Source organism: Neptuniibacter sp. QD72_48 (assembly GCF_047778065.1).
In the GTDB taxonomy this organism is placed as follows: domain Bacteria; phylum Pseudomonadota; class Gammaproteobacteria; order Pseudomonadales; family Balneatricaceae; genus Neptuniibacter.
Genome location: NZ_CP180547.1, coordinates 2,976,066 through 2,991,944, shown reverse-complemented (window position 1 = coordinate 2,991,944; position 15,879 = coordinate 2,976,066). Strand labels below are relative to the sequence as shown.

13 protein-coding genes and 2 riboswitches are annotated in these 15,879 nt (G+C 42.3%); of the genes, 10 read left to right on the top strand and 3 right to left on the bottom strand.

Annotated elements, in window-relative coordinates:
* Positions 1-2: 2 nt before the first annotated feature.
* From ACMXYX_RS13555 to ACMXYX_RS13525, 7 genes are all read left to right on the top strand, one after another.
* Positions 3-935, top strand: a complete 933-nt coding sequence (locus ACMXYX_RS13555) for an alpha/beta hydrolase (protein ID WP_415896844.1) — start codon at positions 3-5, stop codon at positions 933-935.
* An 86-nt stretch (positions 936-1,021) separates the two neighbouring features.
* Positions 1,022-1,561 (top strand): phosphatase PAP2 family protein, encoded by a 540-nt coding sequence (locus tag ACMXYX_RS13550; protein WP_415896843.1) that lies wholly within the window; start codon positions 1,022-1,024, stop codon positions 1,559-1,561.
* A gap of 4 nt (positions 1,562-1,565) precedes the next feature.
* Positions 1,566-2,603, top strand: a complete 1,038-nt coding sequence (locus ACMXYX_RS13545; RefSeq protein WP_415896842.1) for an MJ1255/VC2487 family glycosyltransferase — start codon at positions 1,566-1,568, stop codon at positions 2,601-2,603.
* A 1,087-nt stretch (positions 2,604-3,690) separates the two neighbouring features.
* Positions 3,691-3,782, top strand: a riboswitch (TPP riboswitch).
* 56 nt (positions 3,783-3,838) lie between these two features.
* Complete coding sequence (thiD, locus tag ACMXYX_RS13540; protein ID WP_415896841.1) at positions 3,839-4,654, top strand: bifunctional hydroxymethylpyrimidine kinase/phosphomethylpyrimidine kinase; 816 nt, start codon at positions 3,839-3,841, stop codon at positions 4,652-4,654.
* 43 nt (positions 4,655-4,697) lie between these two features.
* A complete protein-coding gene (gene thiC / locus ACMXYX_RS13535) occupies positions 4,698-6,590 on the top strand; it encodes a phosphomethylpyrimidine synthase ThiC (RefSeq protein WP_415896840.1) in 1,893 nt (630 codons plus the stop codon).
* A 59-nt stretch (positions 6,591-6,649) separates the two neighbouring features.
* Positions 6,650-6,883, top strand: a complete 234-nt coding sequence (locus ACMXYX_RS13530) for a hypothetical protein (RefSeq protein ID WP_415906101.1) — start codon at positions 6,650-6,652, stop codon at positions 6,881-6,883.
* Positions 6,884-7,154: 271 nt separating this feature from the next.
* Positions 7,155-9,824 carry an EAL domain-containing protein gene (locus ACMXYX_RS13525; RefSeq protein ID WP_415906100.1) on the top strand — a complete coding sequence of 890 codons (2,670 nt, stop codon included), beginning with the start codon at positions 7,155-7,157 and terminating at the stop codon, positions 9,822-9,824.
* A gap of 19 nt (positions 9,825-9,843) precedes the next feature.
* Here ACMXYX_RS13525 and ACMXYX_RS13520 read toward each other — a convergent pair whose 3' ends face one another.
* Together ACMXYX_RS13520 and ACMXYX_RS13515 are read right to left on the bottom strand one after the other, a co-directional pair.
* On the bottom strand, positions 9,844-10,329 hold the full coding sequence (locus ACMXYX_RS13520; protein ID WP_415906099.1) for a MarR family winged helix-turn-helix transcriptional regulator: 486 nt from the start codon (positions 10,327-10,329) through the stop codon (positions 9,844-9,846).
* A 226-nt stretch (positions 10,330-10,555) separates the two neighbouring features.
* Positions 10,556-10,630: riboswitch (cyclic di-GMP riboswitch) on the top strand.
* A gap of 11 nt (positions 10,631-10,641) precedes the next feature.
* The gene (locus ACMXYX_RS13515; protein ID WP_415882172.1) at positions 10,642-10,902 is read right to left on the bottom strand and encodes a DUF5062 family protein; all 261 of its coding nucleotides are present in this window, start codon (positions 10,900-10,902) and stop codon (positions 10,642-10,644) included.
* A gap of 164 nt (positions 10,903-11,066) precedes the next feature.
* Here ACMXYX_RS13515 and ACMXYX_RS13510 point away from each other — a divergent pair, with 164 nt between their 5' ends.
* Positions 11,067-11,696, top strand: a complete 630-nt coding sequence (locus tag ACMXYX_RS13510) for an MBL fold metallo-hydrolase (protein WP_415906098.1) — start codon at positions 11,067-11,069, stop codon at positions 11,694-11,696.
* Positions 11,697-11,715: 19 nt separating this feature from the next.
* Here ACMXYX_RS13510 and pfkA read toward each other — a convergent pair whose 3' ends face one another.
* On the bottom strand, positions 11,716-12,723 hold the full coding sequence (gene pfkA, locus ACMXYX_RS13505) for a 6-phosphofructokinase (protein ID WP_415906097.1): 1,008 nt from the start codon (positions 12,721-12,723) through the stop codon (positions 11,716-11,718).
* 106 nt (positions 12,724-12,829) lie between these two features.
* Between pfkA and aceK the strand changes: the two genes are divergently transcribed.
* Positions 12,830-14,581: a bifunctional isocitrate dehydrogenase kinase/phosphatase gene (gene aceK / locus ACMXYX_RS13500; protein ID WP_415896836.1), complete on the top strand. Its 1,752-nt coding sequence runs from the start codon at positions 12,830-12,832 to the stop codon at positions 14,579-14,581.
* Positions 14,582-14,772: 191 nt separating this feature from the next.
* On the top strand, positions 14,773-15,753 hold the full coding sequence (locus ACMXYX_RS13495) for a TAXI family TRAP transporter solute-binding subunit (RefSeq protein WP_415882168.1): 981 nt from the start codon (positions 14,773-14,775) through the stop codon (positions 15,751-15,753).
* Positions 15,754-15,879 lie beyond the last annotated feature (126 nt).

The window sequence follows — 15,879 nt, the reverse complement described above, 5'->3', positions numbered from 1 at the left end:
TTATGAGTGTTCAAATCAGACCGCCTATTTTGTCCCAAGAAGGTTGTAGCTTACGTGTTGATCTGCGTGACAAGCTGAATTTAGAGCAATTTTTAAAACACCGTACAGCTTTTTGTGTCGGTGAAAGTGCTGTTCATTGTGAGTTATATGAATGCGCGCCAGATGCACCAACCATTATCTTTTTACCGGGAATTGGTACTTATTGTGAAATCTATGCAGAGCTGTTGTCTAAGCTATCTCAGCAAGGGTTTAATGTTATTGGTGTTGACCCTCTTGGGCATGGCTATTCAGGGGGCTCTCGAGGTCATTACACTGTAGATGAGATGTGTAATGCTGTATCGGACGTTTTGGATGTATTGCAGCAGCGCTTTAAGGGCCCATTTGGTGTTTACGGATATTCAATAGGTGCATTGCTTGCTGTTGCAGCAGCAGAAAAGGATGAGCGCCTATCTACAGTCCTTTGCGGGACGTTATTGGTGCCTGATTTGGCCCCTGATTTAACTTATAGAATGGGCTGGAACTGGACGTGGGCATCTTCCTTAATGCTTCCAGGATATAAAGTGCCACTAAAATCTTTCGTTGATTTTGAGCAGCTGTTAAAGGGGCACCCTGCAGGTGCCGCAATTAATAATGATCCATTGATAGTGTTTGATTACCCTCTTAAAACTTTATCTAGTCTGTTTAATCATCGTTGTAATATCGTAAATAGGGTGCATCGTTTCTCTGCTGCTATTTTGCATGGAGATAAAGATGAGGTATTACCTGTGAGTTATTCTCAGAGAGTGATGAATTATTGTGAGCAGCCCATGGAGTTGTTGGTAATGAAGCGCCAAAGTCATATGGTGCCTTTATTGCAGCCTGACCTAGTTGTGACCATGGCCGCGCAATGGTTTGAGCAGGAATTTTCTAAAGAGATGGCTGCTGCCGTTTTGTAATTGAACTGTCAAAAAGTATTCATTGAGCTGTCACCTAGTACTTTCATCATCTGAAAGCATGATGAAAGTATTGGGAGATACTGACAATGAGTGCTATTCGACTAGTAACAGCGTTTGATTTACTCACCTTTAATTGGTGTTTGGGCCTTCCTAAAGCAGCTCAAATTGCTTCGGTAAGTCGGCAAGTTTCTCGATTAGGTGATGGTGTTTTATACCTATTCATTGGCTTTGCCCTTGCTCTTTTTGAGCAGCAGTTTGGTCTTTTGTTTTTGTTGGTTGGTTTATTTGCTTATACCATTGAGCTGCCGCTCTACCTTATTCTTAAAAATACTATAAAGCGTCATCGGCCTTGTGATTCGTTGCCATTTGAAGCTTATATAGTCCCATCTGATAAATTTAGCTTCCCATCAGGCCACTCTGCTGCTGCGTTTGTATTTGCTGCACTTGTAGCGCATTTTTATCCTGAATTTGCGGTTCTATCCTATGTTTTAGCTGTTGCTATAGGTATGTCTCGGGTTCTCCTTGGTGTTCACTATCCTACAGATATTTTAGCGGGTGCCGTGCTGGGCTTAAGCTCTGTAGCTGCTGCGATTTCGCTTATTCCTTTCTTATCTGTGCTGGTCTGAACTGATGCGTATTCTTTACGGTGTGCAAGCTACAGGGAATGGCCATATCACTCGGGCACGGGTGATGGCACCTGCTTTGGAGAAGGAGGGGGTCGAAGTTGATTATCTGTTTAGTGGTCGAGAACCTGAGAAGTTATTTAATATGGAGCCCTTTGGTGATTACCAGTGCCGAAGGGGGTTAACCTTTTATATGCAGGGAAGTAAGGTTGACCATTGGAAAACATTTACGAAAAATAGTGTTTTTCAATTGTTGAGAGATATTAGGGCACTCGACCTTACGGGATATGACCTTGTGATCACTGATTTTGAACCGGTAACTGCGTGGGCGGCGAAGTTAAAAGGGATCAACAGTGTAGGTATTGCTCATCAATATGCTTTTTTGCATGATTTGCCCGATAAGAAATCAGGGCCTTTGCTCAAGGCCCAAGTAAAGTCATTTGCCCCAACTGACATACCTATCGGGTTGCATTGGGATCGTTTCGATCAAGATATCTGCCCACCACTAATTCAAAAGCCTTTGTTTAGTCCAAGCCTTACTGAGAATAAAGTGGTGGTCTACCTGCCTCATGATGATCTAGAGGCCATGATGCCTATCTTTAAACAATGTAGTCAGGCTCACTTCTTTATCTATTCTTCAGTTGATCAATCCTTGGATCAAGGAAACTGCCATATCAGGCCTTTTTCACGAATGGGTTTTCAGCAAGATCTATCTGATTGTGAAGGGGTGATTTGTAACGCCGGTTTTGGCTTGTTAAGTGAAGCTTTGCAATATGGAAAAAAGATAATGACCTTGCCGCAAAAAGGTCAGGCTGAGCAAGAGTCCAATGCTGAGGTACTGGAAATCCTTGGTTTAGGTAGAGTTGTGGCCGCTTTAGACTGTCAAAAGATAGGAGCTTGGCTTGAATCACCACAACCAGAACCATTCTGCATTCCTGATGTTGCGACTCCGTTAGCTAAATGGATTAAAGCGGGTTGTCATGTATCTATTGAGAATCTGATTGAAGAAACATGGTTAACACAACCGAGTTACGTAACTGCGTAAGGTATTGAGAGGATAGAGCTGGTATTTTTTGTAGGTAAAAAGTAAGGGGCTGCTCCTTCCGTGAAGCAACCCCCTTGTTGGCTTCCTTAATCCTTGCGGTCTTTGTCCTAGGGCATCAATGCCATCCTTTCCGCTTATCGAGGCCGTCCTTTGTATTCGTTCCATGAACAGGAGATCCACGTTTCTAATTATGCCTTTTGCTACCGGAAAGGAAATAAGAAAAATTCTTAATTTCATTTGTCAGGTCTAACTCGGGCAATATGCCCGCGTGGATGATCAATTTATAAACAAAAAGGGCGCCTCATCCATGAGGCGCCCTTTTCTTTGGCTCCATAATCCTTGCGGTCTTTGTCCTAGGGCATCATGCCATCCTTTCCGCTTATCGAGGCCGTCCTTTATATTCAGTCCGTGAACAGGAGATCCATGAAGTTAATTATGGCTGGAAATACATAAAAAAAAATAAGAATTATTCTTAATTTCTGCCATCCCGAAGATTTCGGGAAGAATTCCCGAGGCATGGGAATCATAGGGGAAGTGGGAAAGTGTATATAAATAAAAAAAGCGCCTCATCCATTGAGGCGCCCTTTTCTATGGCTTCCATAATCCTTGCGGTCTTTGTCCTAGGGCATCAATGCCATCCATTCCGCTGTTCGAGGCCTTCCTTGTATTCTTTCCGTGAACAGGAGATTCATGTCATCAAGTATGGCTGGAAATATGGGAAAAGAAATAAGAAAAAATCTTAATTTAAAGAGTTCTGTATTGGGTGGGGCAAATACTTGCTTTGTATAGGATAGATACGAAAAGGGCGCCTCTTCCATTGAGGCGCCCTTTTCTATGGCTTCCATAATCCTTGCGGTCTTTGTCCTAGGGCATCATGCCATCCGTTCCGCTTATCGAGGCCTTCCTTGTATTCTTTCCATGAACAGGAGATCCATGCCACTCATTATGGACGTATATAAGGTAAAAAAAATAAGAAAAATTCCTAATTTTTCTTAATTGAGGATTTTTTTTCTCTGATTTTTGTTTAGATGAAGGAGTTTCAGGTGCTTTTCTGGACAGAATGCAGGTGAGTCTTTAAACTTGGATTTTGTCTTGGTCGGGGTGCCCTGTGGGGCTGAGAGTAAACCCGTTGAACCTGATCCGGTTTGTTCCGGCGTAGGAAATCGAGATTTCATTTCTATGGATTTATTTTTTTTTAAATTTGGCTCATTTAGCTCCAGTTATAGGGGGCTATGATGGCTAATATCTCTTCCGCTATCCCTAATGTGCTTACCATTGCTGGGTCTGATTCCGGTGGTGGCGCAGGTGTTCAGGCAGATTTAAAAACGTTCTCAGCAATAGGGGCTTACGGCACATCTGCTATTACCGTTTTAACTGCGCAAAACACTCAGTCAGTTAAAAGTATCTATCCTGTCTCGGCTGAATTTTTATTACAGCAGTTAGATGCGGTATTTGATGATATTGAAATTAATGCGGTTAAAACGGGTATGTTGGGTAATACCGATATGGTTTTGACTGTTGCGTCGTTCTTGAAAAGTAAAAATGTTCCGCTGGTTATTGATCCTGTGATGGTATCGACTAGTGGGAGCAAGCTTCTGAGCGCTGATGGCATTGATAGCTTAGTAAAACATTTGATTCCGATAGCGGATATTATCACGCCTAATTTGCCAGAAGCTGCTGTGATGCTAGGACAATCTGAACCTAAAGATCGCACGGGTATGGCTGATATGGCTGCTGAATTGTTGGAGTTAGGTGCTAAGCAGGTGCTGTTGAAAGGCGGCCATTTGCAGGGTGAAGAGTGTCCGGACATTTACTATGATGGGCAGGAGTTCATCGAGTTCCTTAGTCCTCGGGTAAATACAAAAAACACCCATGGTACAGGGTGCACATTGGCAGCGGCTATTACCGCTTACCTAGCCAAAGGGGAGTCGCCTGCAACGGCGGTTAGATTGGCTAAAGACTATATTACATCTGCTTTGCGAGGGGCGGATAAACTGAATGTGGGTGCAGGTCATGGCCCAGTTAATCATTTTCATGCGTATTGGTCGTAGTTGTATCGACGCTGACGAAAGCAATATAAGAACAGGTTGAACGATGGTAGATAATAATTCAGAGCAAAATCAGGCATTGAGCCAGACGGCTAAGGTGGATACAGATTCTGTACAGCCGTTTCCAAAATCACGCAAAGTCTATGTTGAAGGTTCTAGATCTGATATTCGTGTTCCAATGCGCGAAATTAGTTTAGATGACACGCCAACAGGCTTCGGTGGTGAGAAGAATGATCCACTGTATGTTTACGACACTTCCGGTCCATACACCGATCCAGAAGTATCCATCGATGTACGTAAAGGTTTGCAGCCTGTTCGTGAGGCTTGGATTCTAGAGCGTGAAGATACTGAGCAGTTGGACAAACTGACTTCTGAATATGGTCGTGTTCGTGAAGCTGATCTGCGCCTAGATGAGTTGCGTTTTGAGCTAACGCGCAAGCCACGCCGCGCTCAAGCGGGTAAAAATGTGACGCAGCTGCATTATGCTCGTAAAGGCATTATTACCCCGGAAATGGAATACATTGCTATTCGCGAAAACATGAAGTTAGCGAAAGCAAAGGCGGAAGGTAATGTGGTTGCAGAACAGCATCCTGGTTTTAATTTTGGTGCAAACCTTCCAGAAGAGATTACGCCTGAATTTGTACGTCAGGAAGTAGCTGAAGGTCGCGCGATTATTCCTGCCAATATTAACCACCCAGAAGTTGAACCAATGATTATCGGCCGTAACTTTTTAGTTAAAATCAACGGTAACATTGGTAACTCTGCTGTAACTTCATCTATCGAAGAAGAGGTGGAGAAAATGACCTGGGGCACTCGCTGGGGTGCAGATACCATTATGGATCTGTCCACAGGTAAGAATATTCATGAAACACGTGAGTGGATCATGCGTAACTCGCCAGTCCCAATTGGTACGGTACCAATCTATCAGGCGCTTGAAAAAGTTAATGGCGTAGCTGAAGACCTAAATTGGGAAGTCTTTAAAGATACGCTTATTGAACAAGCCGAACAGGGTGTGGATTACTTCACAATCCATGCGGGTGTACTACTACGTTATGTACCTATGACTGCTAAGCGTATGACAGGCATCGTATCTCGTGGTGGCTCTATTATGGCGAAGTGGTGCTTGGCGCATCACGAAGAAAACTTCCTATACACGCACTTCCGTGAGATCTGTGAAATCTGTCAGGCATACGATGTATCTTTCTCTTTGGGAGATGGCCTGCGTCCAGGTTCCGTTTATGATGCGAACGATGAAGCTCAGTTTGCAGAGCTAGAAACTCTAGGTGAGCTTACTAAGATAGCCTGGGAGTATGATGTACAGGTAATGATCGAAGGCCCAGGTCACGTACCTATGCATATGATTAAAGAGAATATGGATAAGCAGTTGAAAGAGTGTCACGAAGCGCCTTTCTACACGCTGGGTCCATTGACGACTGATATAGCACCAGGTTACGACCACATCACATCAGGTATTGGTGCTGCGATGATCGGTTGGTACGGCTGTGCCATGCTATGTTATGTGACACCGAAAGAACACCTTGGCCTACCAAACAAGGCTGATGTAAAAGAAGGAATCATTACATATAAGATTGCTGCGCATGCTGCTGATTTAGCGAAAGGTCATCCAGGTGCTCAGATTCGTGATAATGCGATGTCTAAAGCTCGCTTCGAATTCCGTTGGGAAGACCAGTTCAACATTGGTTTAGACCCAGATACAGCGCGTGCTTACCATGATGAGACTCTGCCAAAAGAGTCTGCGAAAGTGGCGCATTTCTGCTCTATGTGTGGACCTAAATTCTGCTCTATGAAGATTTCGCAAGAGGTTCGTGAGTTGGACGATGAGGAAGTAGCTGCAATTAATGCGAAAGCTGATCAAGGGATGCAGGAAAAATCAGCTGAGTTTAAAGAAACGGGAGCTGAGATCTATCATAAGGTCTAGTCACTGAGTTTATAAAAAAGCCGCTCGTGCGGCTTTTTTTGTATATAGAGGAATCACTGATGAGTGATGAGCTATTTAAATATCTACTGGTAGGGTTATTAGTACTGTTTGCTTTTATTCCTGTCACCTTAAATGCGATTCGTCGATCCCGCGAAAACCCACCGCCCATGGCAGCGAATGATCGTAAACTCTATCGATTATGGCGTTCTGACCCAGAAGCATATCAGCGCCAATATGGTAAGTTAGATGAAGAGTATGCAAAGGCGCAGGAAGAGAAAAAATCTAAAAAATAGAATTGAAGCCAATTCTTACCAAATTAGGTATCAAGCTGGTTTGCAACGCCTGATTTGATCTATATAGCACTGCCTAAAATTTTGATGCTGATTTTCTTGATGCATATCAATAATTGCAGGCCGTTCACCCTAAAAATCCTATAGCCTATCCGTTTTCTAGTGGTTAGGATTTAACCCGTTTACCATTAATAATGTGATTTCGCTCTATGTTTAATAGTTTTGTGCATTTTGGGGTAAAGAATGCAAACTGTCTGGTCGGTTCTTTTGACTGATGAATGACGGTATTTTTATTCCACTGATCAATAACGTTGCTCTGTTGCTAGCGATGGGGGCGTTATACGATATTTTTTCTTTTGAACACAAGCGATTATCTGTTCTTAAGAAAGTTATTAGTGGAATTCTATTAGGTGTAATCGGGATCGCAATTATGTCGATGCCGCTATCCATTGTTAGTGGTGTGTTGATTGATGCGCGCTCCATTCTCCTCTCTGTAACCGGCTTATTTTTTGGTTTTATCCCCACAGTTATTGCTGTAGTGATTACTGTTGCTTTTCGATTGTTCGAAGGTGGACAAGGCATCTTTGCTGGATTTCTCATTATTGTCAGTTCTTCAGGCCTAGGGTTGTTGTGCCACTATTGGCGGGTGAACCTGAATGAGAGTAGAGCGGTCGCTTGGTGGCAGTTGTATCTGTTGGGTGTAGTTGTCCACATCATGATGTTGTTTTCACTGCTGGTTCTTCCGTTTTCGACGGTGGATCTGTTACTGAGTGAGTTAGCATTACCGATTATGCTGATGTTCCCTATAGTGACTGTATTACTCGGGATTTTATTAACGCATCAGATAGAACGCCGTAAAGCTGAGTTAGCGCTGAAGCAGAGTGAATATGAAAGTGATCTTTCTCGACAAAAATTAGAAGCTATTTTTGCTGCAATTCCCGATCTCTTATTTGATATGGACAGTCAAGGGCGCTACTACGCCTGCCATAGTGCTAAAAAAGACGAATTGATAGCTCCTGAATCTGAGTTAATCGGTAAAACAGTATTTGATGTGATGCCTTTCGAGGCTGCAACCACAGTGCTTGAGGCGCTTGGCGAAGCAGAGAAACAAGGGTTGTCGAGAGGTCACCAGATACGTTTACCGCTTAAGCAAGGTGAAAGAGTGTTTGAGCTGTCTGTCTCACTTAAAGAAGGTCGTGATTATGATCTTCCTCACTTTATTGTTCTTTCTAGAGATGTTACTGATCGTAAGCGCGTAGAAAAAGAGCTACATATAGCAGCCACGGCTTTTGATTCTCAAGAGGGGATGCTAATTACCGATTCAGACCATGTCATTTTGCGAGTAAATAGTGCTTTTACAAGAGTGACTGGATACGAGCCTGAAGAAGTGATTGGGGAAAATCCGGCTATTTTACAATCAGGTCAGCATGGGAAATCATTTTATAAAGAGATGATGACACGGTTGCAAGCTGATAAATATTGGCAGGGTGAAATATGGAATAAGCGTAAGTCAGGAGAGATTTATCCGCAGTACCTGACGATTACAGCTGTACAAGGGGATGGTGGAGAGATTACTAACTATGTTGGAGCATTTACTGACATCACTCAGCGTAAAAAGGATGAGGCAAATATCCACAAGCTTGCTTTTTATGATGTTCTTACAGGCCTACCTAATCGCCGTTCACTACAAGAGCGTCTGAGCTGTGCGATTCAATCCTGTCATTTGACAGGTCAGTTTGGTGCGGTCTTATTTATTGATCTGGATAACTTTAAAAATCTGAATGACACACAAGGTCATGATCAAGGTGATCTTTTGTTGATCGAAGTAGCACATAGGCTTAGTGCTTGTGTGCGTAATGCGGATATGGTCGCTCGTTTAGGTGGTGATGAATTTATTATCGTTTTGGAAAATTTGGGTGTAGAAGAAAGTATCGCTTTAGCTCAGGTTAGTGACATTGTTGAAAAGCTAATTGTTGCGGTCCAGCAGCAAGTATCTCTTGATGGGATTCAATATCATACAGCTTGTAGTGTCGGTGTAACGTTGTTTGACAGTGGTGATGTTGTAGATAGTGTGATGAAACGTTCTGATATGGCGATGTATCAGGCAAAAGAGTCAGGTAAAAATACGTATAGATTTTATGATCCTGAAGCAGAGAAAATACTCTGCAGCATGGCCGCGCTTGAGTCTGATTTACGTAAGGCCTTATCAGGTAGTCAGTTAGAGCTGCACTATCAGGCTCAGTATCGTAAAGATGAGTTGATAGGAGCCGAGGCTTTGGTGCGCTGGTTTCATCCAGAGAGAGGCTTAGTATCGCCAGCAGAATTTATTCCCTTAGCTGAGGATACGGGTTTAATTGTACCTATAGGCGACTGGATTCTAGCTCAGGCTTGTCAGCAACTTAAAAAATGGCAATCCGATCCGAGCATGCCTAATTTGAGTATTGCTGTAAATGTGAGTGCGCGTCAATTTATACAGGAGCACTTTGTTGCTGAAGTCGCAGATTGTATCAATCGTTATGATATTCAGCCTGACCTATTGAAATTAGAGCTAACGGAGAGTCTTGTTTTACAGGATATCGAAGATACGGTTGATAAGATGCATCAACTACGTAAGTTAGGTATCCGTTTCTCTTTAGATGATTTTGGTACAGGTTATTCTTCTTTATTGCATCTTAAACGCTTGCCGCTTGATCAAATTAAGATTGATCGTTCTTTTATTCGTGATGTAATTGAAGATAAAGATGATGCTGAAATTGTCCAAGCCATCATTGCAATGGGGCATAATCTTGGACTGAACGTGATTGCTGAGGGTGTTGAAACCGAAGCGCAGTGTATGTTCTTAGCAGGGCATAGCTGTTTGGATTACCAAGGTTATTTCTTTGGTAAGCCTCTTCCTATAGATGATTTTGAAAAGGTTTGTGCTCAAAAACGCTTAGCTTGTTAAGGTTAAACCTAACAAAGGTTTAGTAAGTATTCATTTGCTGATCCCAAAAGCGTTCTAATTGTCGAAGATTAGATCTTAACGTCGACAAGTCGCTTTGTTCCATCAGGCGCTCTGCACTGATCTCTTCCAATTGTTGATCAAACAGTTCTGCAATCAAGTTGTGGATAGCTAAACCTTTTTGGCTGAGTTTAATGCGTACAGAGCGAAGGTCATGCTCCGAACGTTCTTGGTTGATGTAACCATTACCAACCATTTTTTTTAAGTTATACGAAACATTAGAACCAAGATAATAGCCTCGGGTTCTTAGCTCGCTGGCAGTCATTTCACGATCGGCAATATTGTGAAGGAGCAGGGCCTGAACGCTATTGATGTCGGTATAGCCTAACGCTTCAAGACGAAATTTAAGAATGTCAAGGATTCTACGGTGTAACCGTTCGATCAATCTCAAACAATCTAGGAAATCCGTTTTATTGTTTGAGCTTAGCTCTGATTGTTGTGAACTCATTGAATTGTAAGCCTTGATATCAATATTCGTATTTTAAATAGTAAGCCTGAATCTGTCGTAATAGCAAAGAAAAAGCACATTAATGAGCGTTTGTTTACGCATAATTCCAAATACGTATTTAGTAATTACAAATAATGCTGCTACTATTACAATCAGGCTTAATGATATCTGAACTAACCTTTTGGTTTGTTCGGATTGTTGAGCTGTTTCCAGCGAATAGATCCTCTCTCGATAAAGGCAAACCAGAAGCAATTCTGGGACGCAAAGTCACAGATCCCACGTGGATGGCTGGGCTATCGAAAGAGAGATTTTTTATTTCTTCAGCGGATGATTCTCCGGTAACTGCCTTTCTACCCATAAAGCCAATTTGTGTTTCATATTGGGCTCAGTGACTTGATCCTTTGCTAAGGCTTGAATAAGTCCGTCATTCACTAGTAAGCGATAAATTGCTTTAATTTTGCTTGAAGCACTATCAGTGGCTTCAAAGTGGCCTGCTCCGCGCTTTTCAAAATAGATTGCGCCAATCTTAAGGGCTTCTTTTACTAGCTCTGCTTCATGCTTATTTTTTTTCATAGTTTCTTCCTTAGAAGTCCTTATAGATAATTTTCTTTTAACTTTGAATCTAAATTTCTAAAAAGACAAGCGCTAGCTATAGTGCTTTGGTGCGTAATGCTTTGTCTTTAACTCAGGCCTGATATACTTGCCGCCTATCAACATCTAATTCCATTGGCGATCCTATGAAATACAGAATTATCCCGGTTACTCCATTTCAGCAGAATTGTTCTCTTATCTGGTGTGAAAAAACCATGAAGGCAGCGGTTGTTGACCCAGGTGGTGATCTTGATCGAATTCTAGCTGCAGTAGAGGAAGAGGGTGTTGAATTAGAGAAGATTCTTTTGACCCATGCACATATTGATCATGCGGGCGGAACGGCTGAGCTAGCTACATCGAAGAAATTACCAATTGAAGGGCCTCATAAAGGAGATCTGTTTTGGATTGAAGGCATGGCACAGCAGTGCAACATGTTTAACTTCCCGCCTTGTGAAACCTTTACTCCAGATCGCTGGTTAGATGATGGTGATACTGTTCAAGTAGGTGAATCTACACTAAACGTTATTCACTGCCCGGGTCATACTCCGGGGCACGTTGTTTTCCATCATGTCGAAGATGAGATAGCGCTGGTGGGTGATGTGCTTTTTAGTGGATCTATTGGACGTACAGATTTTCCACAAGGGAATCATCAAGAATTGATTGATTCAATTAAGTTAAAACTGTTCCCGTTAGGTCAGTCGGTCGAATTTATTCCCGGTCATGGGCCGGGTTCAACCTTTGGTCGCGAGATGCAAAGTAATCCTTACGTTCGATAATTGTTGGTAACTTTAAAAGTTATTTGTGTAGTAGTTGTACATGCTCGAATAGTTGAGCATCTAGTTGTTTCTTTTTATCAATAATATGTTGTAACGGAGTCTCTGCGATGGCTCCGTTTTTTATTCCGATCATCACATCGTTATAGCCCCCGCAAAGATAGTCCACAGCTGCCGCTCCAAGGCAGGAAGCAAGCACTCGATCATGCCCTGTTGGACGGCCACCTCTTTGTATGTGGCCCAAAATACAAACCTTGGGTTGCTGACCGTGCTGCTCTAATTGTTTGGCTAAATTATAAGTAAGGCCAGGGGTTGGGCCCTCAGCTACAACAATAATCCCGCTTGATCCTTTGCCTTGAACACGATTGTTGGCAAGCTGAAATGAGATTGCATCTACTTTAACTTCATACTCAGGAATAACTACCAGCTCTGCACCGCAGGCTATACCAACATGAGTCGCAATAAAACCGGAGTTCCGGCCCATCACTTCGACTAAAAACAGGCTTTCATGAGAGAGTGCTGTATCACGGATTTTATCTATGGCATCAAGCGCGGTGTTAACGGCTGTGTCGAACCCAATGGTGTCATCAGTGCCGTAGATGTCGTTATCGATAGTGCCAGGGAGTCCTATAACACGAATCGAGCTTTCCGAGGCCAGCATATGAGCCCCGGTTAAAGAGCCATCACCGCCAATCACGACTAGACTATCAATCCCTTTTTTGAGTAAAACTTCAGCTGCCTGATGTCGAACCGCTGGATCAAGAAAAGCTTGGCAGCGATCACTTTTAAGTAGTGTGCCTCCGCGCTGCACTATGTTGGTTACAGATGCAGAGTCCATCTCCCACATATCGCCAATAATTAAGCCACTATACCCTTTGTGAACCCCGAAAACTTTGATGCCTTGGTGGAGAGCTGCTCGTACTACCCCGCGAATAGCAGGGTTCATTCCTGGTGAGTCCCCGCCACTGGTTAAAACAGCGATTGCGGTAGGTTTATCTTCAGTCGTGTTGATCGAAGTATGGGTATACATAGTGTCAAACCAAATGGCTAATTGTCTTATCTAAGTTTAGCTAAACTGAATGACCAAGGTGTTTCAATAATAATGGTTATGAAGTTCTACAGTATGAGGAGATGGTATGTCTCATCAAGTACATCAGCGACTTGCATCACAAATAATGGCTTTTTTTGCAGAATATCGACTGAAATTTCAGGAGGTTACTGAGTCAGCAAAATATTTATTTGAAGTGGCTGATTGGCGTGGAATTCAGTCATTATCGGCTAAGCGCTTGGGTTTATATGATCTGATGGTGTCTGATACTGCAAAAGCGCTGACGTATGTAGGGGTAGATATTTACAGGCCGGAGGTATGGGGGGGCGCTAAGCAATATTACGCTAAGTTGATACGTCAGCGAACAGATCCTGAATTAGCAGAAACATTCTACAACTCTGTTTATTGTTATCTATTTAAACATCGGCATATTGATAGTGAGCATATTTTTGTTCGATCGAGCAGAGAAGGGAAAGAGCTTTGCTCAGGTGAGAGTGTATATAAATCTTATGTATTAAGTGGATCTGGTCTAGTTCAACTTGTTGGTCGTTTAATGTCTGATTTAATGTTTAATGTGCTATGGAGAAATAAGCGACAAGATATCAGTAATTTGGTTCGTTATGTTCAGCAGCAGATTGAGCAAAAGCAGTTGCCTTATGATAAGGCGGTGATTGATATTGTTAGCAGTCTTTTTTTTCGTAATAAAGCGGCTTATGTTGTAGGGCGCATCCGCTTCGCAAAGCATAGTCAGCCATTTGTGTTGTCTATACTCAATGATGGTAAAGGTATTTATTTTGATGCGGCATTGAACGAAGAAAATGATATATCCACAGTGTTTGGTTTTACTCGGTCATATTTTCTGGTGGATGTAGATGTGCCTTCCGAATTGGTTAACTTTTTACACACCCTGATCCCGCAGAAATCTAAAGCCGAGCTTTACAGTTCAATAGGTTTTTATAAGCAAGGTAAGGCGGAATTCTTCCGGGCTTTTATCGATCATTTGGGAAATTCAAATGATCAATTTGAAGTGGCGCCAGGTGTTAAAGGGATGGTAATGATAGTTTTCACACTGCCATCTTTTCCTGTTGTATTTAAAGTTATTAAAGATGAGTTTTCTCACTCTAAAAGAATCACAAGACAGGTGGTTCTTGATAAATATCAGTTGGTTAAAAATCATGACCGGGTTGGTCGAATGGCGGATACGTTAGAGTTTACTAACTTTATATTCCCGATTAATAAATTTTCTGAAGAGCTTACCGAAGAACTGACAAAAGTTGCTGGCTCTTCTATTGAGCAGCAAGGTGATCAGCTATTGATTAAACACTTATGGGCTGAGCGGTATATGACACCTTTAAACATCTATATCGATCAAGCGTTGGAAAATGAAGATCAAGAGCAGTTGTTTCATGCCATAGATGAATATGGTAAAGCGATTAAAGAACTTGCTGCATCGAATATTTTTGCTGGGGATATGTTGTTTAAAAATTTTGGTGTAACCCGGCATGGGCGTGTTGTTTTTTACGATTATGATGAAATTCTATATTTGACTGAATGTAACTTCCGGGAAATACCAGAACCACTGTATCCGGAACAAGAGTTGGCTGCTGAACCTTGGTATTCAATTGGTGACAATGATGTGTTTCCGGAGGAGTTTTCTATGCTTATGGCGTGTGATAGACGTGTGAAAAAAATCTTTGATCAGTTGCATGGGGATTTGTTGACGGTTCAGTTCTGGGAAAGAGTCCAAGTTCAGGTTAAAAAGGGAGAGTTAATTGATGTATACCCTTATAGGGAAATCAACCGTTTTTTGTGCCCCAAACAGGAAAATCAAGTGAAGTGATGCATAGTGAAGTGAATATATTGATGCGTTATTCGTAAGCATGTTATCTATCACCAGCCTATGTTAGTTTATCTTATTGATGTTTCAGAACTTTGAAACATTCGGTAGGCAATACTAGTATCAAAGAAGATGGGTAAAAAAGGGCCTGATATATGGCTCTAATTATAAAAAGATAATAGATGGAGTTTGTTATGGCATTTCGTAAGACGGTTACTTCTAGTTTGTTAGCGATGGGTGTTGGTTTAGCTGCCATGGGTGGTTCGACTGCTGCATCAGCACAAGAATTTATCACGATCGGTACAGGCGGCGTAACTGGCGTTTATTACCCTACGGGTGGTTCAATTTGCCGATTGGTGAATAAAAATCGTAAAGACCACGGTATCCGCTGTTCAGTAGAGTCTACGGGTGGTTCAGTTTACAACCTAAACACTATTCGTGCAGGTGAATTGGATATGGGCGTAGCTCAGTCTGATTGGCAGTTCCATGCTTATAATGGTACTAGCAAATTTAAAGATACTGGTGCTAATAAAGATCTACGCGCAGTATTCTCTGTACACCCAGAGCCTTTCACTGTTGTTGCACGTGCCGATTCTGGTATCAAAAACTTTGATGATCTTAAAGGTAAGCGTGTAAATATTGGTAACCCAGGTTCAGGTCAGCGCGGTACTATCGAAGTGCTAATGGAAGCTAAAGGCTGGTCGATGGATGATTTCGCTCTAACGTCTGAGCTTAAAGCGTCTGAGCAAGCGAGTGCGCTATGTGATAACAAAATTGATGCCATGGTTTACGTAGTAGGTCATCCAAGTGGTGCAATTAAAGAAGCGACAACGTCTTGTGATAGTACGCTTGTAAATGTTGATGGTGATGCGGTTCAGAAGCTGATCAACGATAACAGTTACTATCGTACAGCAACTGTACCTGCTGGCATGTATCGCGGTAATGACGCTGATACGCAAACGTTTGGTGTTGGTGCAACATTTGTATCTTCTGCAAAAGTGCCTGAAAAAGTGGTTTACGAGGTAGTGAAGGCTGTTTTCGAAAACTTCGATACATTCCGTAAGCTGCATCCAGCTTTTGCTAACCTGAAGAAAGAGCAAATGGTTCAAGACGGTTTGTCGGCACCTCTTCACCCTGGTGCAATTAAGTACTACAAAGAAGCAGGTCTTCTATAAGAGTTGATTTAATAGGCGACGGGGACATTATGTCCCCGTTTTGCTTTACGGCTTTTGCTTAGGTTTAGCTCTATAAAATTATTATAAGCTGTTTTAAAACGGTGATTGTGTGACGGATAATCAGAA

Excerpts from the sequence above, each read along its gene's own strand:
- ACMXYX_RS13525 (WP_415906100.1), top strand. The coding sequence starts at position 7,155 with ATGAATGACGGTATTTTTATTCCACTGATCAATAACGTTGCTCTGTTG.
- thiC (WP_415896840.1), top strand. The coding sequence starts at position 4,698 with ATGGTAGATAATAATTCAGAGCAAAATCAGGCATTGAGCCAGACGGCT.
- ACMXYX_RS13545 (WP_415896842.1), top strand. The coding sequence starts at position 1,566 with ATGCGTATTCTTTACGGTGTGCAAGCTACAGGGAATGGCCATATCACT.
- aceK (WP_415896836.1), top strand. The coding sequence starts at position 12,830 with ATGTCTCATCAAGTACATCAGCGACTTGCATCACAAATAATGGCTTTT.
- ACMXYX_RS13510 (WP_415906098.1), top strand. The coding sequence starts at position 11,067 with ATGAAATACAGAATTATCCCGGTTACTCCATTTCAGCAGAATTGTTCT.
- ACMXYX_RS13550 (WP_415896843.1), top strand. The coding sequence starts at position 1,022 with ATGAGTGCTATTCGACTAGTAACAGCGTTTGATTTACTCACCTTTAAT.
- pfkA (WP_415906097.1), bottom strand. The coding sequence starts at position 12,723 with ATGTATACCCATACTTCGATCAACACGACTGAAGATAAACCTACCGCA.
- ACMXYX_RS13515 (WP_415882172.1), bottom strand. The coding sequence starts at position 10,902 with ATGAAAAAAAATAAGCATGAAGCAGAGCTAGTAAAAGAAGCCCTTAAG.
- ACMXYX_RS13520 (WP_415906099.1), bottom strand. The coding sequence starts at position 10,329 with ATGAGTTCACAACAATCAGAGCTAAGCTCAAACAATAAAACGGATTTC.
- ACMXYX_RS13495 (WP_415882168.1), top strand. The coding sequence starts at position 14,773 with ATGGCATTTCGTAAGACGGTTACTTCTAGTTTGTTAGCGATGGGTGTT.
- ACMXYX_RS13555 (WP_415896844.1), top strand. The coding sequence starts at position 3 with ATGAGTGTTCAAATCAGACCGCCTATTTTGTCCCAAGAAGGTTGTAGC.
- thiD (WP_415896841.1), top strand. The coding sequence starts at position 3,839 with ATGGCTAATATCTCTTCCGCTATCCCTAATGTGCTTACCATTGCTGGG.
- ACMXYX_RS13530 (WP_415906101.1), top strand. The coding sequence starts at position 6,650 with ATGAGTGATGAGCTATTTAAATATCTACTGGTAGGGTTATTAGTACTG.